This is a genomic window from Planococcus sp. BI3 (assembly GCF_056680115.1).
The window spans coordinates 82963-100396 of sequence record NZ_CM155266.1; the positions used below are offsets into that span (position 1 = coordinate 82963).

The window sequence follows — 17434 nt, forward strand, 5'->3', positions numbered from 1 at the left end:
TTAGTTTTAGAGGCCTTATAAAACAGAATGGAGACTACGAAAATGCCTAAATTATTATTATTGGATATTGATGGAACTTTACTGGATTCCCATAAAAAATTACCGCCTTCCGCAAAAGAAGCGTTAGAGCAGGCGCGCTTGAATGGCCATGATTTGGCGATTGCCACAGGCCGCGGACCTTTCATGATCACTAAGATTTTGGAAGAACTAAAAATTGATACTTACATTTCGTTCAATGGACAGTATATTGCACATAAAGGACAAGCAATCCATAAACAGGCGATCCATTCGGATATGCTCAATGAGATTTTTGAATATGCGGAGCAGCGCGACCACCCGATCGTTTTTATGAATGAAAAGAAAATGGTATCATCCATCGATTTTCATCCAGACATCGACGAAAGCATCAAAACCTTGAAAATGCCTCATCCGGAAGTGGAAAAAGATTTTTATTTGAACAATGATATTTACCAGGCATTGGTGTTCTGCGAAAAAGAAGAAGAGCAGCAATATCATGATACGTTCAAGCAAGTGGATTTTGTCCGCTGGCACCGGGTGTCGTGTGACATCACGCCAAAAGGCGGTACGAAGGCAAGTGGCATCGAGCACTTGATCCGAGCTACTGGACACTCAATAGAAGAAACCATCGCATTCGGCGATGGCTTGAACGATCTGCAGATGATGGACATTGCAGGATACAGCGTAGCGATGGAGAACGGCCATGCAGAAACAAAAAAACGCGCATCCTATGTCACGGACCACGTCGACAACGACGGACTGGCAAAAGCATTCAAGCATCTGAAATTGATTTGATAAAGAATAGCGGAAGCAGCCCAACAGCAGAAGCTAACCTAAGAGCGCGACATCGTGTCGCAACGGTTAGCTGACCCGCATCCTGCGGGCCTCTGCCAGCATAAGACTTAACAAAAAAAGAGACTCGGCTTACTCAGCCGAGTCTCTTTCGATTGCCATGGCATTTTCAATTTCGGCGAATGGGTTTTTCGAATCGATGTGATCGAAGAACATGATGCCATTCAAGTGATCGAGTTCATGCTGGAAGGCGATGGCAGGAAGGCCTTTTAAGCGCATCTTGATTTCTTCGCCATCCAAGTTGAACGCTTTTATGGTGATGCGGGCATATCTCGGCACATAACCCGGAATTGCGCGGTCAACGGATAAACAACCTTCTCCAGCTGCTAAATAAGCTTTTTCTACAGAATGGCTGACAATTTTAGGATTCACTGCAACCAGGTTGAGGTCTTCTCCAGTGCTTTCATCAAAATGCAGGGCGAAAATCCGCTTTGCTTCATTTATTTGAGGCGCAGCAATTCCGACGCCCGGGCGCAAATCGTATTTTTCAGCCAATTCATCATCCTGGCTGTTCACGACGTATTCCATAAGGTCTTCACCCAATTTCCGGTCTGCTTCAGAAAGTGGAAACTTCACTTCTTCAGCGCGTTTTCTGAGTGTAGGATGACCTTCACGTATTATGTCTTTCATTCGTATCAAGTGATTTCATCCTTTCAAATGGCTTGCTATATATTTCAGTATAACGTAAATCAGTGATTTTGAAAAAAGAAAAAGCCGCAGGATGGAGTTGTTTTTTAGTCATCTGCATACTATAGTTAATTCATGGAAATTAAGGGGTGAATCAGATGAGAAAAGTAGGGTTGACGGTTAGTTTATCTGCTCTTCTGTTAGTAGGCGCCTGTTCAGGTTCGGGCATTCGGGAAGAGTTGGATGAGGTGCTGAATGATACCTTTGATGCAGAAGAGGACTACCGTTCAGTGCAGGATGACTTGGAAGAACGGGAAAAATCGGAGCAAAAGTTATTTGAAGAAATTATGGCATTAACTCAGGAGCAGCAGGATCAAGTGGCAGAGCAGGCACAGGAAGCTCTTGATTCTGCAGATGAACGTCTGGAATTCCTGCAGACCGAAAAAGAGTCGATAGAGTCGGCTGAAGAGAATTTCACTGAAATCGACAGAGTGATCGAAGAGGCCGAGGACGAGTCTGTAAAAACTGACCTGAAAGCACTAAAGGCGAAAATGCAGGAACGTTTTGCGGCCCATGACGAATTTGCGAGTGCTTATGAAGAATTGATCGTTCGCCAGAAGGGGCTTTATGAGCTGCTGAAGGATGAAGAAAGCAAATTGCAGATGCTTCAGGAAAAGGCTGCAGAAGTGAATGAGCAAAATGAACAGGTGCAGCTGGCTGTTACAGAGTTTAATGCGTTAACCCAACAGTTTAATGAATTAAAGGATGAAACAATGGAGAAATTAAATGAAAGCGAGGAATAAGCGGCCTTTAAGGTCGCTTTTTCTGTGCTATAAAAGATGTAAGAAAATGCTTCTGTATTATAATACAGGAGATTAAATCAACTGATACAGTTTAAGGTATTTGAATTATCTTTCAATTGAGATTGTCCGATAATGTTAGGTTCTCTATGATTGACCGAGCTATTTTTGTGACGTATACTGAAAGGGAATGTGAAATTGTATCATAAACTATGGGTAATTATTTTAATACAGATAAAAAGGAGAGTTGCTTTTATGGCTGCCAAAAAATCACAGCAGTTCGATCCAGTGAAAACGCTTAACGAGATCGAAGAAAAGTTTGAAATGGTCCAAGTTTTGAATGAAGAAGGCGAAATCGTCAACGAAGAGGCGGATCCAAAACTATCGGATGAAGATCTTCAGGAATTGATGACACGGATGGTGTATACACGAATTCTTGATCAACGTTCAATTTCATTGAACCGTCAGGGACGTCTTGGGTTCTATGCTCCTACAGCAGGGCAGGAAGCTTCTCAATTGGCTTCTCATTTTGCATTAACAAAAGAAGACTTTATTCTCCCGGGCTACCGTGACGTTCCGCAATTGATCTGGCACGGTTGGCCGCTTCACCAGGCATTCCTTTTCTCCCGTGGACATTTCATGGGGAATCAGATGGCTGAAGGCTTGAATATTCTGCCGCCGCAAATCATCATCGGTGCTCAGATCATCCAGGCTACAGGTGTTGCCCTTGGTATGCAGAAACGTAAAAAAGAAGCTGTTGCAGTAACTTATACAGGTGATGGCGGTTCTTCACAGGGTGATTTCTATGAAGGAATCAACTTTGCAGGCGCATTCCGCGCACCGGCTATTTTCATTGTCCAAAATAACCAGTATGCGATTTCTACGCCTCGTGAACTTCAGAGTTCAGCGAAAACAATTGCTCAAAAAGCAGTTGCTGCCGGAATCCCAGGCGTCCTAGTAGACGGTATGGATCCATTGGCAGTCTATGCAGTTACACGCGACGCCCGTGAACGCGCCGTTAAAGGCGACGGACCGACATTGATCGAAACACTTTGCTACCGTTATGGACCACATACGATGGCTGGTGATGACCCAACACGCTACCGGACTTCAGACATCGACAGCGAATGGGAAAAGAAAGATCCTCTTGTCCGTTTCCGCAAATACCTGGAAGCAAAAGGTATCTGGGACGAAGCGAAAGAAAATGAAGTGATCGAAAAAGCTAAAGAAGAAATTAAAGCGGCGATCAAAAAAGCGGATGGCGCTCCAAAACAAAAAGTCACAGATCTGCTTGGATTCATGTACGAAGAAATGCCGTTCAACGTACAAGAGCAGATGGATATCTATAAAGCAAAGGAGTCGAAGTAAGCTATGGCACAATTAACGATGATCCAAGCGATTACCGACGCTCTGAAAACAGAGATGAAGAACGATGAAAACGTTCTTGTTTTCGGTGAAGATGTAGGGAATAACGGCGGTGTATTCCGTGCAACAGAAGGTCTGCAGAAAGAATTCGGGGAAGATCGTGTTTTTGACACGCCTTTAGCTGAGTCAGGCATCGGCGGTTTAGCCATTGGTCTTGCTTTGCAGGGATATCGTCCTGTTCCGGAAATCCAGTTTTTCGGATTTGTCTTTGAAGTAATGGATTCCATCAGCGGACAAATGGCACGCATGCGTTTCCGCAGCGGTGGCAGCTTGAATTCGCCGGTAACAATCCGTTCACCATTTGGCGGCGGTGTTCATACACCGGAAATGCACGCTGATTCATTGGAAGGATTGATGGCGGCTCAGCCTGGTTTGAAAGTGGTCATTCCTTCTACACCTTACGATGCAAAAGGCTTGTTGATTTCAGCAATCCGCGATAACGACCCGGTTATTTTCCTTGAGCATATGAAACTGTATCGTTCATTCCGCCAGGAAGTGCCAGAAGAAGAATACACAATTCCTCTGGGCAAAGCGGATGTGAAGCGTGAAGGCAAGGATTTGACTATTATCGCTTATGGCGCGATGGTCCAAGAAAGCATCAAAGCAGCAGAAGCACTTGAAAAAGAAAATTATTCGGTTGAAGTGATCGATCTTCGCACTATCCAACCGCTTGATATTGAAACAATCATCGCTTCTGTGGAGAAAACTGGACGCGCTATGGTCGTTCAAGAAGCTCAAAAACAAGCTGGAATCGCAGCGAGTATCGTAGCTGAAATTACGGACCGTGCGATTTTGAGCTTAGAGGCACCGGTTCTTCGTGTAACTGCGCCGGATACTATATTCCCATTCTCACAAGCCGAAGAAGTTTGGCTTCCGAATTCGAAGGATATAGTAGAAACAGCGAAGAAAGTACTTACTTTCTAAATTAAACAGAACCGAAAGGGTGATATATATGGCTTTTGAATTTCGATTACCGGATATCGGTGAAGGTATCCATGAAGGTGAAATCGTAAAATGGTTCGTGAAAGCGGGAGATACGATCGAAGAAGACGACATTCTTGTTGAAGTGCAAAATGACAAGGCCGTCGTCGAGATTCCCTCACCGGTTTCAGGAACAGTTGAAGAGGTGTTGGTCGAAGAAGGAACAGTTGCCGTAGTTGGTGATATTTTGGTCCGCATCGACGCACCAGACGCTGAAGAAATGAACTTCAAAGGAAATCACGGCGACAAAAAAGAAGCCGCTCCTGAAGTAAAAGAAGAAACCGAGGAGCAAGTGCAATCCGGTACAGGCGAATCTGGTGAGGATGTTGATAAGGCACCTGCCAAAGAAGAAGAGCCGAAAGAGCAGACTGGCGCTGGAGCTCAGCCGCAAGCTGACTCTACAGAAGAATCTGATCCAAATGCACGCGTCATCTCAATGCCGTCTGTCCGCAAATTTGCGCGTGACAACGATATCGATATTAAAAAAGTTACAGGGTCAGGCAACAATGGCCGTGTATTAAGAGAAGATGTGGAAGCCTTTATGAACGGCGACCAAAAAGCAGCAACACCTGCAGCTTCTGAAGCACCGCAGGAAACGGCAGAAGAAAGCACTGAAAAAGCGGCTGCAGCACCAAAAGCAGCAGCAGCTCCTGAAGGTGAATTCCCTGAAACGCGCGAGAAGATGTCCGGTATACGCAAAGCGATCGCTAAAGCGATGGTTCACTCAAAACATACCGCTCCTCACGTAACTTTGATGGACGAAGTGGATGTCACTGAATTGGTGGCACACCGCAAAAAATTCAAGGACATTGCAGCAGAAAAAGAAATCAAGTTGACTTATTTGCCATATGTGGTAAAAGCATTGGTCAGCACATTGCGTGAATTCCCAGCCTTGAATACATCATTTGATGATGAAACAAGCGAGGTTATCCAGAAGCATTATTTCAATATCGGTATTGCAGCTGATACAGAAAAAGGCTTAATGGTGCCAGTCATCAAAAATGCAGACCGCAAATCAGTATTTGCCATTTCTGATGAAATCAATGGCTTGGCAACAAAAGCGCGTGATGGTAAATTATCCGCTGCTGAAATGAAAGGCGCTTCATGCTCGATTACAAACATCGGTTCTGCTGGTGGACAATGGTTTACTCCGGTTATCAACCATCCGGAAGTGGCGATTCTTGGAATCGGCCGAATTGCAGAGAAGCCAGTAATTAAAAATGGTGAAATTGTAGCGGCACCTGTGTTAGCATTATCATTGAGCTTCGATCATAGAATGATCGATGGTGCAACAGCGCAACATGCATTAAATCATATAAAACGTTTATTAAGTCAACCTGAATTACTATTAATGGAGGCGTAAAACTTATGGTAGTAGGAGATTTTCCGATCGAAACAGACACGCTTGTAATCGGCTCAGGCCCTGGCGGTTATGTTGCAGCTATTCGTGCAGCACAAACTGGCCAAAAAGTAACAATCGTTGAAAAGGAATATATCGGCGGCGTTTGCTTGAATGTCGGCTGTATCCCTTCGAAAGCGATGATTTCTGTGGGGCATCGTTTTGAAGAAGCTCAACATTCAGAAGATATGGGAATTGTTGCCAAAGAAGTTTCGCTTAACTTTGAAAAAGCACAAGCGTTCAAAGATGGTGTCGTGAAGAAATTGACTGGCGGCGTTGAATCTCTTCTTAAAGGCAATAAAGTCGAAATCTTGCGCGGCGAAGCTTATTTCGTTGATGAAAATACAGTTCGTATAATGGATGATAATTCAGCGCAGACGTATAAATTTAAAAATGCGATTATCGCTACGGGATCTCGTCCGGTTGAAATCCCGACTTTTAAATTTACAAAACGCGTGATTAATTCAACTGGAGCTTTGGCACTCACGGAGCTTCCTAAAAAACTTGTCGTTATCGGCGGCGGGTACATCGGTACAGAGCTTGGTACTGCATTTGCAAACATGGGTTCTGAAGTGACGATCCTTGAAGGCGCACCTGATATCCTTGCTGGATTTGAAAAGCAAATGACAGCCATCGTCAAAAAAGGATTGAAGAAAAAAGGCGTTGAAGTCATCACTAAAGCATCTGCTAAAGGTGTAGAGGAAACTGATTCTGGCGTTAAAGTTACTTATGAAGCAGGCGGAGAAGAAAAAACGCTTGAAGCTGATTATGTTCTTGTAACAGTTGGCCGTCGTCCGAACACAGACGAAATGGGTCTTGAAGAAGTGAACATCAAAATGACAGACCGCGGCTTGATTGAAGTTGACAAGCAATGCCGTACGAACATTTCGAATATCTATGCAATCGGTGATGTGGTAGCTGGACTTCAATTGGCGCATAAAGCATCATATGAAGGCAAAGTGGCTGCAGAAGCAATTGCAGGCGAGAAGTCTGAAGTTGATTATATGGCTATTCCGGCGGTCTGCTTTACAGATCCGGAACTTGCAAGCGTAGGTTTGTCTGAAGAACAGGCAAAAGAAGAAGGATTCGAAGCTTCGGCTGCGAAATTCCCATTCGCTGCAAACGGCCGTGCTCTTTCATTAAACGCTTCTGAAGGATTCGTGAAACTGGTTTCACGCAAATCTGACGGCTTGCTGTTAGGGGCACAAATTGTTGGAGCTGGCGCATCAGATATGATCGCTGAGCTTGGACTTGCAATCGAAGCTGGAATGACAGTAGAAGATATCGCAATGACCATCCATGCTCACCCAACTCTTTCTGAAATCACTATGGAAGCTGCAGAAGTGGCTCTTGGAACGCCGATTCACATCATTAAATAAGATACAGGAAGCCGCTTATGCGGCTTCTTTTTTTTTGGAAAAAAAGAGTTAGCCATGGTAAGATTTGTTTAGAAAAGGGGTGGTTGTATTGATGCATAAAATATGTATAACTCTTGCAACTGGACTATTATTGCTAACGGCATGCAGCGAAGAAAATAATACCCTATCAGTTGAAGAAAAAGAGGCTTCGGCAGATCCATCAGCAAAAGAAGAAGAACGTGACGCTGCAGCCATTGTAGAAACAGCTGAACCGGCAGAAGAGGCGAAAGAAGAAGTAAATGTCGCTGAACCGGAATATCGCATCAATTCGGCGAATTGGTCCGCACAGCCCATTGCTGACGCTTCTGAAAAAGTCGTGCTGGTGACAATTGATGATGCACCGGACAAACATGCAATGGAGATGGCGGAAATCTTGAAAAGCCAGGACATCCCCGCAATTTTTTTCGTCAATGGGCATTTTTTGGACACGGATGAGGAACGGCGGCAATTAGAGCAGCTCCATGAAATGGGCTTTGCCATCGGCAATCATACTAACAGCCACCCAAACTTAAGGGACCTTACCGAGCAGCAGCAAAGGGAAGAAATTCTGCAGTTGAATGAAACAATCGAAGAGATCATTGGAGAAAAGCCGAAGTTTTTCCGGGCACCCCATGGAGCGAATACAGATTTCAGCAAACAGCTTGTAGAAGAGCAAGAAATGGTGCTCATGAATTGGACGTACGGCTATGATTGGGAACAGCAGTACCAGAATGCCCAGTCGTTAACGGACATCATGCTAAATACAGAGTATCTGAACAATGGCGCAAATCTTTTGATGCATGACCGTGAATGGACCTCAGAAGCTCTCCCGGACATCATCCAAGGCTTGAAGGATAAAGGTTACGGCTTTGTAGATCCAGCAGCTATAGAAGGCATTTAAAAAAGACCCAAGAGCGGAGGCTCTTGGGTCTTTTTTACTGTTATCTGATTGCTTGCTGCTCCTTGATAACGCGCAGCATCTGCAGCGTATCATCTTCCGGTCCCTGTACAGGCAAACCGGCAGCTACGTTCATATGGATGTAGTTGATGTTTTCTTCTGTGATGATTTCGCCGGGAATAAAAATCGGAATGCCCGGAGGATAGACCATGATGAATTCTGCAGAAATGCGGCCGACAGCCTCATTGATTGAAATGACTTCTGTCGTCGCGTAAAAAGCGTCGCGCGGTGTCATCGCAAGCCGTGGGATATCCGGCAGCAGCACAACGGGTTCAACAATGGCTGCATCATTATCCAGCGCTTCGCTCATGCGCTGAAGGGCATTGACCAGCAGATTCAATTCTTTGCGGGTGTCTCCGATAGTGACAAGGCAAAGAATATTATACAAATCGGAAAGTTCGATTTCGATATTGGCGTTTTCTCTCAGCCATTCCTCAGCTTGATGGCCTGTGATGCCCAGGTTCTTGACGCTGATCAACAGCTTGGTCGGATCCATATCAAAGGTTGCCGATGAATTCAGCACTTCTTTGCCGACGCAATACAAGTGAGGAATTTTGTTGATGCGTTTGCGGGCGTCCTGGGACAAGCGGATTGCCTGGTCGATCAGGTCATACCCATGGATCGCCAGCTGACGGCGTGCTGTGTCAAGAGACGCCAGAATCGGGTAGGAAGTGGATGTCGTCGTCAGCATCGACAAGGTCGACTGGACGCGTTTTGGCGATACTAAGCCTTCCCGTACATTGAGCACAGAGCTTTGCGTCATGGATCCACCCAGTTTATGGACAGAAGTGGCCGCCATATCCGCTCCTGCCGCCATTGCTGAAACAGGCAGGGATTTATGGAAATGGATGTGCACACCATGTGCTTCATCCACTAAAACAGGCACATTGCGTGAATGAGCGATATCGACAATCCGTTTTAAATCAGCGGCTACGCCAAAGTAAGTCGGATTGATGACTAGTACCGCCTTGACATCCGGGTATTCGATCATCGCTTTTTCTACAGCTTCTGCAGAAATGCCATGGGAAATGCCGAGTTCCGGGTCAACTTCCGGATGGATGAAAATTGGGATGGCTCCCGCAAAAACAATGGCGGACATAATGGATTTATGGACATTCCGTGGCACGAGAATCTTGTCGTTGGGGCCGACCACGCTCAGGATCATAGTCATGATGGCGCCGCTGGTGCCTTGTACCGAAAAGAAAGTATGGTCTGCGCCGAATGCTTTGGCAGCCAATTCCTGCGCCTCTTTAATGACGCCTTTTGGAGCATGCAAATCGTCCAGAGGGGCGATATTAATCAAATCGATGGATAAAATATTGTCGCCGACAAATTCCCGGAATGCGGGATCGACGCCCTGGCCTTTTTTATGGCCGGGAATATGAAATTGGATCGGGTGCCGGTTTCGATGCTTTAAAAGCGCATCAAATAACGGAGTTTCTAATTGAGACAATGATAAGCCCACCTCACTTAATAAAATGAAAACAAAAAGAATTATAGCATGATGCCACCCCCTATAGTAAAAAATAAGAGGATTTCCTGCTGCAGAAGCGAATACATGACATACAGAGAGAAAAGGAGTGAGTTTATGGAATTCAAAACGAGGGTGACTGAGCTATTGGGGATCCGCTATCCCATTATACAGGGAGGCTTGGCTTATCTAGCCTATGCAGAACTGGCAGCAGCTGTTTCAAATGCTGGAGGATTGGGCCAAATCACGGCGATGAGCTTGGCCACGCCTGAAGAGTTGCGGGATGAAATCCGAAAAGTGCGAAGATTGACGGACAAGCCTTTTGGTGTTAATTTTGCGATTGGCGAACATGGCCGTGCATTTTCACATATGCTGGATGTGGCGATTGAAGAAAAGGTGCCGGTCGTTTCAATGACCGGAGGCAACCCGACGCCGATATTCGAGCAGCTGGAAGGAACAGACATCAAAAAGCTCGTTCTGGTAGCAGCAAGAAGGCAGGCTGAAAAAGCGGAAAGCCTTGGTGCGGATGCAGTGATGGTCGTGGGGCACGAAGGCGGCGGCCATTTAGGGCGTGATGACATCGGTACGATGGTGCTGATTCCGCAGGTAGTCGATGCCGTGAAGATTCCAGTCATCGCTTCAGGCGGTATCGGCGATGGCCGCGGATGGATGGCCGCTCATGCCCTCGGAGCAGAAGGCATTGAAATGGGGACGCGCTTTATTGCCACGAAAGAATGTGTCCATGCGTCAGCAGCCTATAAGGAACAGCTGATCAACAGCTCCGAGAACGATACAGTCATCATCAAACGCAGCATCGGTGCTCCTGCGCGGACGTTGCGGAGCAGCTGGACTGATAAGATCCTGGAGATTGAAAGCCAGACGCCGACCTATGAAGCCTTAAAAGCATACATCAGCGGTGAAGCCAATAAGCGATTCATCTATGATGGAGAAAAAGATCAAGGATTCGGCTGGGCCGGACAAGTGACAGGACTGATCAAAAATGTGCCGACGGTCCAGGAATTGATTGAAGAAATGGTCCGTCAGGCTGGAGAAATCCGCAGGAAATGGTCAATCACTGAATGAAAAGAGGGATGTAAGGATGGATTATTCCTATCCATTTTCTATTGAATGGTCAACAGAAGAAATTATTGATGTCGTAAGTTTTTTCGAAGGCATCGAAATGGCTTATGAAAAAGGCATCAGCAGGCAGGACCTGTTGGCGCGTTACCGCAAATTCAAGCAGGTGGTTCCTTCGATATCGGAAGAAAAAACCTATTTCCGTGAATTTGAGGAAGAAAGCGGCTACGCCAGTTTTCCAGCCATCAAGGAAATGAAAGCTGGAACAGCTGACGAAGTCGTCAAAATCAATAAGAAATGACAGAAAAAGAACCTGCAGCCTCAGCGGCTGACAGGTTCTTTTATTGGTTCGAGCAGGGTATGGTAGACAGGAAGAAGCGCCTGGAAGGTTTCTTCAGCGAATTGAAGAAATTGTTCTTTGGTTAAAGAGGCAGCCTGTTCTCTGGACAGGTGGCGCCCAATCACAAATTCGCCTTTTTTGACATCACGCAAGCGGGTCAATAATTTCTCGATGCCTTCTTCCCCTAATTCGATTAAAAGATCAGCCTGTGGCTTCATATGGTCTCCAGAAGCCACAAAATCTCCCGATAAATGATCTAATATATCTGAATGCAGCAGATTTTCAGCCATCATTTTTTTGTTTGGGGCTTCATAAATCACGGCCAGTATGACGAATACGTGGCTTTCCCACATGCCGATCTGAAAATGGGGAACAGCTTTATAGCCTCTTTTAAAAGGAGCAAAAGCTACCCAGCTGTCATTTGGCGGATTGACGGTTCTCCGCATATGCTTGGCAACGTGGGGGAAAAACTCATCTCCGGTTTTTCCAGAAAAGAAAGATGAGAACTCAGTTCCAAGTTCCTGGAACTTTGGACGGACATACTCCGTTAAGGCAGACATCCTGGCATCGAGGCCAGGGGTGTTGAAAACTTCGAAATCCTGTTTATTCCAATAAGGCGTCAAGTAAATATCCTCCTTTAATTTAGGTAATCAGGTTTCATTTTAACGAAGTTTGGGAAAAAAGAATATAAATACGATTCTGCCAATGGATTTCATTCAAAGAAAGTGGTATTATAATGATAGTAACAAAATTAGTCAGAATTTTCGGAGTATGATGAGAAAGGGGTGCTCATTATGAAACAGATGATTCAGATAATCCGCAAAGCGGATGTAGAAAAGGAATATGTACACGTCCTGAAACTGGAACTTGATTATGAACTTGCTTCATTATTTGATGCGATGCAGCAGAAAGATGATGTGCAAATTTCAAAAAGCAAGCAACGGCTTCAAGAGATCCACGTAGAACTGGAGGCCCTCCATGCGCTCTAATACGTCTATACATTAAAGGCATCTGCTGAAGTAAGACAGCAGATGCCTTTTTCGTTATACTGAAACAAACAGGGAGGGATACATACATGGATTTGCATGCTATGGACAAATACATAAAGTCGCTTATCAAAGAAGCGGGACATCGGATACGCAATTCGTTTTTGAGCGATATCACCATCGAATCAAAATCAAACGCCAATGACCTGGTGACGAATATCGATAAGGAAATTGAGCAATTTTTCATTGGGCGTATCCGCAGAGACTTTCCGGGACATCGGATTTTCGGGGAAGAAGGCTTCGGGGATGATATCCAAAGTTCGGAAGGAGTTATCTGGATGCTTGATCCGATTGACGGCACCATGAATTTTGTTCATCAGAAACGCAATTTCGCCATTTCACTCGGAATCTATGAAGAGGGAATCGGCAAATTGGGCTATATCTATGATGTCGTCAATGACGACCTGTACCACGGGGTTAAAGATGGCGGCGCCTATTATAATGATGAGCAGCTTCAGCCTCTTTTGGACACCTTGATAACCGAATCAATCGTCGCCATGAATGCAACGTGGGCAGTGCCGAACCGCTACCTGGACCATGAAGCCACCATTCAGTTGATCCGTGACGTACGTGGCATGCGCTCTTATGGTTCAGCCGCACTGGAGTTAGCCTACTTGGCAAGCGGACGTGTTGATGCTTATATCTCCATGAGATTATCACCTTGGGACATTGCGGGTGGCATGGTCATTGCGCAAGAGGTAGGAGCTATAACGACGAATTTCAAAGGAGACCCAGCGAACTTATTGAAACAGGATACGTTCATCGCTGCCAATCCGGCTATTCATCAAGAACTATTAAAAAAATATATCAAAATCAAGTAAAAAAAGATGCGGAATTCCGCATCTTTTTTTATAATTATAATATACCGGCTTCCCGCATCTCTTTTTTCTTCTTGAACCCCATACCCATGATCAGACACAATACCAAGATTGCCGCGAATATGCCCAGGACACTGCGCAGGCCAACAGCCAAGCCGATTCCGACCATTGCCAATATCGCTGCCAGGGAATATATCACAAAGACCCATTTTACGTTTTTCATTAAGTTCATCACGCGATTTTCCTCCTGTAGCTTATAGCCTGAAATAAAATCTTAGGGTTTTACACCTATATGTGCTATACTAGCACAGTTATAGGCATGAAAAAAGAATATTGGAGTGAAAATATGACTAACTTACGAAACGACCTAAGAAACATTGCAATTATTGCCCACGTTGACCATGGTAAAACAACTTTGGTAGACCAACTTCTACAACAATCTGGAATTTTCCGTTCAAATGAACATCACGAAGAACGTGCGATGGATTCCAACGATATAGAAAGAGAACGTGGAATTACCATTCTTGCGAAAAACACGGCTATCGAGTACAAAGATGCAAAAATCAACATTTTGGATACTCCTGGACACGCCGATTTCGGTGGAGAAGTTGAACGTATCATGAAAATGGTTGATGGTGTTCTATTAGTAGTAGACGCTTACGAAGGCTGTATGCCACAAACACGATTCGTTTTGAAAAAAGCTCTTGAGCAAAACTTGAAACCAATCGTAGTTGTCAACAAAATTGACCGCGACTTCGCACGTCCTGAAGAAGTAGTTGATGAAGTTATCGAATTGTTCATTGAACTTGAAGCAAATGACGATCAATTGGAATTCCCTGTTATCTTTGCATCAGCTATGAATGGTACAGCAAGCCTTTCTGCCGATCCTGCGGATCAGGAAGAAACTATGCAGGTTCTATATGAAGCAATTCTGGACCATGTACCAGCACCAATCGATAACAGAGATGAGCCACTTCAATTCCAGGTTGCTCTTCTTGATTACAATGACTATGTTGGACGTATCGGTATCGGCCGCGTATTCCGTGGAACGATCGAAGTGGGACAATCGGTTTCTTTAATGAAGCTTGACGGTTCTTTCAAAAACTTCCGAGTCACAAAAATCCATGGTTTCATGGGACTTAAACGCGTTGAAATCCAAAAAGCTGAAGCTGGCGACTTGATTGCTATTTCAGGTATGGAAGATATCAACGTCGGAGAAACGGTTTGTCCTGCAGATCATCAGGAAGCATTGCCGATCCTGCGCATCGATGAGCCGACCTTGCAAATGACTTTCCTTGTCAACAACAGCCCATTTGCAGGTAAAGAAGGTAAATGGATCACTTCAAGAAAAATTCAGGAACGTTTGGATGCTCAGTTGCAGACTGATGTATCATTGCGTGTAGATGCTACAGATTCACCTGATGCATGGGTTGTTTCTGGACGCGGAGAATTGCATTTGTCGATCTTGATCGAAAACATGCGCCGTGAAGGATTTGAAATTCAAGTTTCAAAACCTGAAGTTATCGTACGTATGGTTGACGGAGTTCGCTGTGAACCAGTCGAACGCGTTCAAGTGGACGTGCCTGAAGAATATACAGGAAATATCATCGAATCATTGGGTGAACGTAAAGGCGAAATGTTGGATATGATAAACAACGGCAGCGGACAAGTCCGTTTGGTGTTTAACGTACCAGCTCGTGGATTGATCGGTTACACAACTGAATTCCTTACACATACTCGCGGATACGGAATCATTAACCATACATTCGACAGCTACCAGCCAGTTGCTTCTGGCCGTGTGGGCGGACGTCGTCAAGGTGTATTGGTTTCTATGGAGCGCGGAAAAGTTTCGACTTACGGCTTGATGGGAATCGAAGACCGCGGAACTTCATTTGTTGAAGTCGGCGCGGAAATCTACGAAGGCATGATTGTCGGAGAACACAACCGCGATAGCGATTTGACAGTCAACATCGTTAAAATCAAAGCTGCAACAAACATCCGTTCAGCTAATAAAGACCAAACAACAACAATGAAAAAAGCACGTTTGATGAGTCTTGAAGAGTCGCTTGAATACTTGAATGATGATGAGTATTGCGAAATCACACCGCAAACAATTCGTTTGCGCAAAAAAATTCTTGATAAAGCTGAACGTGAACGTATGGCTAAGAAAAAGAAAGTTGCCATCGAAGAATAAGTGAATTGGAAGGATGTATAGCCCGTGGACGATCAAGCCTTTGTCTATGACAATATGTATCCGGTAGCCCGAATTCTATACCAGAGTCTGCCGAGTTTTGAAATGGCAGGATACGCATTATTTGCGGTTATTTTCCTGCTCTCGGCGTTCGTCTATAAATTAGGGTTTGCTAAAAAGCTATCACTTGGAAAAAATGCAATGATCGGCCTGTTTCTGGCGGTCGGTGGTTTGGGGCTTACGTTTTTAGCCTTCTTCCTGCCGATTGTGGAAGGGCTCGTTATTGCCGCGCTCATACTGATTCTCTATAAAATCCGCCTATGGCGCGAAAAGCGCGAAAACGCTGTATCTCATTGAGATACAGCGTTTTTGCGTTCAAATGTTTTGTATAGGATTGGCAATAATAAAGCAAAAGTGAGATGGGCGAAAATCCAGTAAAGAAATGCTCCCCAATCATTGGGAGCCGGCACATCAGCATCAACTGCAAGCCATGACAATATGAAAAAAAGGAACGGTAAAGGCACGGACAGCAGCAGGCTGATGATCATCAATTGGCTGAAAGGGTAATTGCGCCTTTTTGCCAGATACACATAGACGATGCCGATAATCAGCGCGATGATCAGGTGGAAAACGAATTCAGTAACCTCGGACCATTGCACACCGCCGATCACCGGAATGAAATCCACATTCAATAGAAGGGTATATACTCGTTCGCCTGTGACAGATTGAATCCATTTCAGTAGAAGCCCTAAAATCAGTCCACTCCAGAATCCAATCCAGATGCCTTTTAAGAGCTTCATCAGAAGTCATCCTCAATGCTTCGGGAACTGCGGTAAAAGCGGAAAGAGCCGGTAGCCAGGCGTTCTTTGGTCCTTGCCGTGATCCGGTCATGGCATTCATTGCACATATGGGTGTGGATGGGTCTGTTCCGCAGGCGTTTGGCCTGCAGGGTATCATCCACTAATTCCTCAATCTTATCGCAGATTACGCATTGTACACGCATGGTGAATCACTCCTATTCAAATCGGATGGCTTGGATATCGGTAATCGGATTTTGCTGGTTGGAACCATCCGGAAGAAGAACATGGACAGGGCCGTCTTCTTTCAGGGGTTGGCCTTTTTCGCTGAACTTAAAGATCAATTGTTTAGCGTGTTCAATCGGAAACTCAAACTCACCGTGCAAGGTTTCGAATATCACCCGTTTAGTGTGTTCATAAGGTTCTGCATTCAAAAGGAACGGTTTGAACAAAATACCGAATGTCCCTGTCAGCATTTCCTTCTTTTCTTTGCTCTTGTAGGTTTTTTCTGAATTCAAAGTCGGCGGGACGGTACTGCCTTCCATGATTTCACGGGACCAGTGTTCACCCATTCCACGCTTGTATTCTTCAAGTTCATCTTTTTCGACTCGGTCTTCCTGGAAATAACTCTCCAAATTCAATTTGCGGTCGTCAAAAATCCAGACAGTCGGATCCAATATCAGCTTAAATTTCACTTCACCTTTAAAAGGTACGATAAATTCCATTGGTAAACCCTCCATTTAAATAATCACTCTTCCAACAGTATACCTTTTAATGTCAAGTTCCCAAAGGGATTCATCTCTTTCATCATAGAGGCTTGCATTTTTCTTGTGTAAAAGATACACTTTAGACAGGAAAATAGAGAAGAAAACTCATAAAATGGGGGAGTCCTCATGGAACATACAGAAGAACAAACATACCATCTAAAGGCTTTAGAACTCCTCAAAGCTGATGCACAAAAAATCGAGCAATTAATCAAGGTGCAAATGGATCATTTGACATTGCCATCTTGTCCTTTATATGAAGAGGTGCTTGACACCCAAATGTTCGGTCTTTCACGCGAAATCGATTTTGCGGTTAAGCTGGGACTCATCGAACGTGAGGCTGGAAAAAATTTAATGGATACGCTGGAGAAGAAACTTTCCATTCTTCACGAAGCGTATACAAATAAATGACCTAAAACTCAAACGAATTTTGTTTGAGTTTTTTTACAATGTAAGGAATATGATATTTGAGC

Annotated in this window: 21 protein-coding genes; 14 read left to right on the top strand and 7 right to left on the bottom strand. The window is 44.7% G+C overall.

Annotated features, from left to right (window positions below; all coding sequences use genetic code 11):
• Positions 1–42: 42 nt before the first annotated feature.
• Positions 43–813: a Cof-type HAD-IIB family hydrolase gene (locus tag AC1MEO_RS00395; RefSeq protein WP_480333652.1), complete on the top strand. Its 771-nt coding sequence runs from the start codon at positions 43–45 to the stop codon at positions 811–813.
• Positions 814–942: 129 nt separating this feature from the next.
• Here the strand turns inward: AC1MEO_RS00395 and def are convergent, their stop codons facing one another.
• Complete coding sequence (gene def, locus AC1MEO_RS00400) at positions 943–1509, bottom strand: peptide deformylase (RefSeq protein WP_480333654.1); 567 nt, start codon at positions 1507–1509, stop codon at positions 943–945.
• Positions 1510–1655: 146 nt separating this feature from the next.
• On the opposite strand from def, the gene AC1MEO_RS00405 reads away from it, so the two are divergent.
• The 6 genes from AC1MEO_RS00405 to AC1MEO_RS00430 all read left to right on the top strand — a co-directional run bounded on the left by AC1MEO_RS00405 (position 1656) and on the right by AC1MEO_RS00430 (position 8400).
• Entirely contained in the window at positions 1656–2300 is a 645-nt protein-coding gene (locus AC1MEO_RS00405; protein WP_480333656.1) for a YkyA family protein, read from the top strand.
• Positions 2301–2552: 252 nt separating this feature from the next.
• Complete coding sequence (gene pdhA, locus AC1MEO_RS00410) at positions 2553–3665, top strand: pyruvate dehydrogenase (acetyl-transferring) E1 component subunit alpha (RefSeq protein ID WP_480333658.1); 1113 nt, start codon at positions 2553–2555, stop codon at positions 3663–3665.
• Between the two features lie 3 nt (positions 3666–3668).
• Positions 3669–4646 (top strand): alpha-ketoacid dehydrogenase subunit beta, encoded by a 978-nt coding sequence (locus AC1MEO_RS00415; protein ID WP_480333660.1) that lies wholly within the window; start codon positions 3669–3671, stop codon positions 4644–4646.
• A 28-nt stretch (positions 4647–4674) separates the two neighbouring features.
• Positions 4675–6066, top strand: a complete 1392-nt coding sequence (locus AC1MEO_RS00420) for a dihydrolipoamide acetyltransferase family protein (RefSeq protein ID WP_480333662.1) — start codon at positions 4675–4677, stop codon at positions 6064–6066.
• A gap of 5 nt (positions 6067–6071) precedes the next feature.
• The gene (gene lpdA / locus AC1MEO_RS00425) at positions 6072–7481 is read left to right on the top strand and encodes a dihydrolipoyl dehydrogenase (protein ID WP_480333664.1); all 1410 of its coding nucleotides are present in this window, start codon (positions 6072–6074) and stop codon (positions 7479–7481) included.
• A gap of 88 nt (positions 7482–7569) precedes the next feature.
• Positions 7570–8400, top strand: a complete 831-nt coding sequence (locus tag AC1MEO_RS00430; RefSeq protein ID WP_480333666.1) for a polysaccharide deacetylase family protein — start codon at positions 7570–7572, stop codon at positions 8398–8400.
• Between the two features lie 40 nt (positions 8401–8440).
• On the opposite strand, the gene AC1MEO_RS00435 is transcribed toward AC1MEO_RS00430, so the two are convergent.
• Positions 8441–9910 (bottom strand): aminotransferase class I/II-fold pyridoxal phosphate-dependent enzyme, encoded by a 1470-nt coding sequence (locus tag AC1MEO_RS00435; protein WP_480333668.1) that lies wholly within the window; start codon positions 9908–9910, stop codon positions 8441–8443.
• A gap of 135 nt (positions 9911–10045) precedes the next feature.
• Here AC1MEO_RS00435 and AC1MEO_RS00440 point away from each other — a divergent pair, with 135 nt between their 5' ends.
• Together AC1MEO_RS00440 and AC1MEO_RS00445 are read left to right on the top strand one after the other, a co-directional pair.
• Positions 10046–11011 carry an NAD(P)H-dependent flavin oxidoreductase gene (locus tag AC1MEO_RS00440; RefSeq protein WP_480333670.1) on the top strand — a complete coding sequence of 322 codons (966 nt, stop codon included), beginning with the start codon at positions 10046–10048 and terminating at the stop codon, positions 11009–11011.
• Positions 11012–11027: 16 nt separating this feature from the next.
• Entirely contained in the window at positions 11028–11306 is a 279-nt protein-coding gene (locus AC1MEO_RS00445) for a UPF0223 family protein (protein WP_480333672.1), read from the top strand.
• A 20-nt stretch (positions 11307–11326) separates the two neighbouring features.
• Here the strand turns inward: AC1MEO_RS00445 and AC1MEO_RS00450 are convergent, their stop codons facing one another.
• Positions 11327–11968: a YktB family protein gene (locus tag AC1MEO_RS00450; RefSeq protein WP_480333674.1), complete on the bottom strand. Its 642-nt coding sequence runs from the start codon at positions 11966–11968 to the stop codon at positions 11327–11329.
• A 171-nt stretch (positions 11969–12139) separates the two neighbouring features.
• Here AC1MEO_RS00450 and AC1MEO_RS00455 point away from each other — a divergent pair, with 171 nt between their 5' ends.
• Positions 12140–12334, top strand: a complete 195-nt coding sequence (locus tag AC1MEO_RS00455) for a hypothetical protein (protein WP_480333676.1) — start codon at positions 12140–12142, stop codon at positions 12332–12334.
• 86 nt (positions 12335–12420) lie between these two features.
• Entirely contained in the window at positions 12421–13212 is a 792-nt protein-coding gene (locus AC1MEO_RS00460) for an inositol monophosphatase family protein (RefSeq protein WP_480333678.1), read from the top strand.
• Positions 13213–13246: 34 nt separating this feature from the next.
• Here AC1MEO_RS00460 and AC1MEO_RS00465 read toward each other — a convergent pair whose 3' ends face one another.
• A complete protein-coding gene (locus AC1MEO_RS00465) occupies positions 13247–13441 on the bottom strand; it encodes a YlaF family protein (protein WP_480336148.1) in 195 nt (64 codons plus the stop codon).
• 114 nt (positions 13442–13555) lie between these two features.
• On the opposite strand from AC1MEO_RS00465, the gene typA reads away from it, so the two are divergent.
• Together typA and AC1MEO_RS00475 are read left to right on the top strand one after the other, a co-directional pair.
• Positions 13556–15403, top strand: a complete 1848-nt coding sequence (typA, locus tag AC1MEO_RS00470) for a translational GTPase TypA (RefSeq protein WP_480333680.1) — start codon at positions 13556–13558, stop codon at positions 15401–15403.
• Between the two features lie 24 nt (positions 15404–15427).
• Positions 15428–15757: a YlaH-like family protein gene (locus AC1MEO_RS00475; protein WP_480333682.1), complete on the top strand. Its 330-nt coding sequence runs from the start codon at positions 15428–15430 to the stop codon at positions 15755–15757.
• Here AC1MEO_RS00475 and AC1MEO_RS00480 read toward each other — a convergent pair.
• The 3 genes from AC1MEO_RS00480 to AC1MEO_RS00490 are packed head-to-tail and all read right to left on the bottom strand — an operon-like array spanning position 15751 to position 16922.
• Positions 15751–16200, bottom strand: coding sequence for a hypothetical protein (locus AC1MEO_RS00480; protein WP_480333684.1), 450 nt, complete (start codon positions 16198–16200; stop codon positions 15751–15753). The genes AC1MEO_RS00475 and AC1MEO_RS00480 overlap by 7 nt on opposite strands.
• Positions 16200–16403: a YlaI family protein gene (locus AC1MEO_RS00485; protein WP_480333686.1), complete on the bottom strand. Its 204-nt coding sequence runs from the start codon at positions 16401–16403 to the stop codon at positions 16200–16202. Before AC1MEO_RS00485 ends, AC1MEO_RS00480 begins: the two co-directional genes overlap by 1 nt.
• Before the next feature lie 12 nt (positions 16404–16415).
• Positions 16416–16922, bottom strand: a complete 507-nt coding sequence (locus AC1MEO_RS00490) for a peptidyl-prolyl cis-trans isomerase (protein ID WP_480333688.1) — start codon at positions 16920–16922, stop codon at positions 16416–16418.
• A gap of 168 nt (positions 16923–17090) precedes the next feature.
• On the opposite strand from AC1MEO_RS00490, the gene AC1MEO_RS00495 reads away from it, so the two are divergent.
• A complete protein-coding gene (locus AC1MEO_RS00495; protein WP_480333690.1) occupies positions 17091–17372 on the top strand; it encodes an Fpa/YlaN family protein in 282 nt (93 codons plus the stop codon).
• The last annotated feature ends 62 nt before the right edge of the window (positions 17373–17434 follow it).